Source organism: Mesorhizobium sp. M7A.F.Ca.MR.362.00.0.0 (genome assembly GCF_004023175.1).
Lineage (GTDB): Bacteria > Pseudomonadota > Alphaproteobacteria > Rhizobiales > Rhizobiaceae > Mesorhizobium.
Genome location: NZ_RZTF01000595.1, coordinates 1 through 2,625, shown reverse-complemented (window position 1 = coordinate 2,625; position 2,625 = coordinate 1). Strand labels below are relative to the sequence as shown.

Below are 2,625 nucleotides of genomic sequence, written 5' to 3'. Positions count from 1 at the left end.
GCGTCATCGCCTCGCGCCGGGTCTGGATGAGCCGCCGCGAAGCGGAAGGCTTCTATGCCGTCCACAAGGACCGCCCCTTCTTCGGCGAACTGGTTGAATTCATGTCGTCGGCACCGACCGTCGTGCAGGTGCTGGAAGGCGAGAACGCCATTGCCAGGAACCGCGAAGTGATGGGCGCCACCAACCCGGCCAACGCCGCCGAAGGCACCATCCGCAAGGTTCACGCGCTGTCGATCGGCGAAAACTCGGTGCACGGCTCCGACGCGCCGGAGACCGCGGCAGAAGAGATCAAGTACTGGTTCTCGGACACCGAGATCGTCGGCTGAGCCGATAATCCAGACCTTGGATTACGTGAAAAGGCCGGCGTTTCGCCGGCCTTTTTCGTCGGGGTCAGCTCGCCGCGCTGAAGCGCAGGATCTCGCGGCCATCCTTGTCGACAATGATGAGCTTTCCGGCATCGACACGGTATGACGCCGCCTTGGCCAACGCATCGAACAGCGCCTTTTCCTCGGCCATCACCTCGGGCGCACAGGCCTTGTAGGTCGAGCCGATGTCCCTGATCGCGATCGTTTGCCCATCGAGTTTGGCGGTGGCGAAGTAGGTGTTGCAGGGGCCGCTGCCGCCCGCCTTGCCGGCCCCGCTGACCCTGAACGTCGCTTGCGGGGCAGCAATAGCGCCGATGCCGTCGATATAGTCGACCAGCCAGAGCTGGTCGAAGACGGAAGCCGTCGGCTCGGCACTCGGGGTGACCATCTTCAGCATGATGGTCTGCGGCACGTCGGCCAACGGATCGACCTGATGGCGCATATCGGAGATGAACAGCAGCTTGTCGTCGACGGTGATGCGGGCTTGCAACGCGTAAGTCATCTGCGACCGGATGACCGAAGGGTCGAATTTGATCTCGAAGCTGATCGGCACCTGGCCTGCCGGCTTTACTTGCTGCTCACCGATGATGGTGGCCGGCGCGTCGGCCAGCGACACGTCCGCCAGCTGGACGGAGAGCACGGCACTGGGCGGCAAGGCAATGCGCTCGCGATAGATCACCTCGCCTCTCACGGCCCTTTCGGCGGCAACAGACTGCTCCGGAACGGCCAATATGCCGACGACCAGAGGCACGAAACCGAAGATCAAGAACTCCGCGATCCTGTCCAGCATGACCATCTCCCTCACCCCGGGCTGCCAATACCCCGGGCTGCCAATGCCCCGGGCTGCCAATGCCCGGGCTTACCAATCCCGCCAATTGGCCAAAGGATTGCGGTCAATGCATGGCTGCGGCGGATCTTACGGTTTCCAGCGTTGCGCTGCCCTTGCATCGGCTTCCTTGGCCTCGACCCAGCCACCCTCCGAGCCGTCAGCCCGATGCTCCTTCTTCCAGAAAGGCGCGCGCGATTTGAGATAGTCCATCAGAAAATTCGCCGCCTCGAACGCCGCATGGCGATGCGCCGAGGCTGCCACCACCAGCACGATGTTCTCGCCGGGCGCGATCTTCCCGTGGCGGTGGATGGCGGTGAGCCCCTGCAATGGCCAACGCTCGACCGCTTCAACAGCGATGCGGGCGATTTCCGCTTCGGCCATGCCGGGGTAGTGTTCGAGCTCGAGCGCTGAGAGCGCGCCCTGCTCGTCGCGGCAAAGGCCGGAGAAGGTCACCACGGCGCCGATATCGGCGCGGCCTTGCGTCAGTCTGGCGATCTCGGCGGCGACGTCAAAATCCTGGCGCTGAATGCGCACGACAGGCAAGACCGCGCCGCTCATGTCAGCCCCCGGTCATCGGCGGGAACAGCGCGATTTCGCGGGCGCCCGCGATCTTCTCGCGGTGCTCGACATGTTCCTGGTTGATGGCGACGCGGATCACGTCGGGATATTGCAGAGCGTGCTCGTAGCCATCGCCGCGCGATTTCAGCCAGCGCAGGAGATCGGTCACCGTCTCGATGCCCGCAGGCAGGTCGACATCCTCCTCAGCCATGCCGATGCGTTCGCGCACCCAGGCAAAATAGATGAGCCGTGTCGTCATCTCACTCGTCCATGATGTGCTTGAGGCCGGCGCGGAAATAGTCGTAGCCCGTATAGAGTGTCACCAGCGCCGCGATCCACAGCAGCACCAATCCGGTCTGGGTGGTCAGCGGAAAGACCTTGTCGCCCGCCGGTCCGGCCAAGAGGAACGCTATGGCGACCATCTGGATGGCGGTCTTCCATTTTGCCAGCTGCGTCACCGGCACCGAGACCTTGAGAGCCGCCAGATATTCGCGCAGGCCCGAGACGAGGATTTCGCGGCACAGGATGATGATCGCCGCCCACAACGACCAGCCGGCAATGCCCGCATGGCGATCGGTGTCGGCGGCCAGCAGCAGCAGGCAGGTGGCGACTAGCAGCTTGTCGGCGATCGGGTCGAGCATCTTGCCGATGTTGGAGGTCTGCTGCCAGGCGCGTGCCAGATAGCCGTCCAGATAATCGGTGATCGAGGCGAGCAGGAAGATGATCAGCGCCGACCAGCGGGCAAAGTCGCTCGACTTCAGATGTCCTTCGAGAAAAAAGCACAGCACCACCAGCGGCACCGCGACGATGCGGGCGTAGGTGAGCATATTGGGCAGGTTGAACGCGCGCTTGGCCATGTCTGGGAAATTCTTT

General features: G+C 63.4%; 5 protein-coding genes. 1 reads left to right on the top strand and 4 read right to left on the bottom strand.

What is annotated here, in order from left to right; all coding sequences use genetic code 11:
• Positions 1-326 (top strand): nucleoside-diphosphate kinase (locus EOC06_RS35700; protein WP_128310012.1); only part of this gene is annotated, 326 nt, incomplete at its 5' end.
• A gap of 64 nt (positions 327-390) precedes the next feature.
• Here EOC06_RS35700 and EOC06_RS35695 read toward each other — a convergent pair.
• From EOC06_RS35695 to pgsA, 4 genes are all read right to left on the bottom strand, one after another.
• Positions 391-1,155 (bottom strand): YbaY family lipoprotein, encoded by a 765-nt coding sequence (locus EOC06_RS35695; protein WP_128310011.1) that lies wholly within the window; start codon positions 1,153-1,155, stop codon positions 391-393.
• Positions 1,156-1,281: 126 nt separating this feature from the next.
• Positions 1,282-1,752, bottom strand: coding sequence for a molybdenum cofactor biosynthesis protein MoaE (locus EOC06_RS35690; protein WP_128310010.1), 471 nt, complete (start codon positions 1,750-1,752; stop codon positions 1,282-1,284).
• Position 1,753: 1 nt separating this feature from the next.
• Positions 1,754-2,011 carry a molybdopterin converting factor subunit 1 gene (gene moaD, locus EOC06_RS35685; protein ID WP_127267618.1) on the bottom strand — a complete coding sequence of 86 codons (258 nt, stop codon included), beginning with the start codon at positions 2,009-2,011 and terminating at the stop codon, positions 1,754-1,756.
• Position 2,012: 1 nt separating this feature from the next.
• Positions 2,013-2,609 (bottom strand): CDP-diacylglycerol--glycerol-3-phosphate 3-phosphatidyltransferase, encoded by a 597-nt coding sequence (gene pgsA, locus EOC06_RS35680; RefSeq protein WP_127331833.1) that lies wholly within the window; start codon positions 2,607-2,609, stop codon positions 2,013-2,015.
• Between the last annotated feature and the right edge of the window lie 16 nt (positions 2,610-2,625).

Coding starts and splice junctions, on each gene's coding strand:
- moaD (WP_127267618.1), bottom strand. CDS start 2,011: ATGACGACACGGCTCATCTATTTTGCCTGGGTGCGCGAACGCATCGGC.
- pgsA (WP_127331833.1), bottom strand. CDS start 2,609: ATGGCCAAGCGCGCGTTCAACCTGCCCAATATGCTCACCTACGCCCGC.
- EOC06_RS35695 (WP_128310011.1), bottom strand. CDS start 1,155: ATGCTGGACAGGATCGCGGAGTTCTTGATCTTCGGTTTCGTGCCTCTG.
- EOC06_RS35690 (WP_128310010.1), bottom strand. CDS start 1,752: ATGAGCGGCGCGGTCTTGCCTGTCGTGCGCATTCAGCGCCAGGATTTT.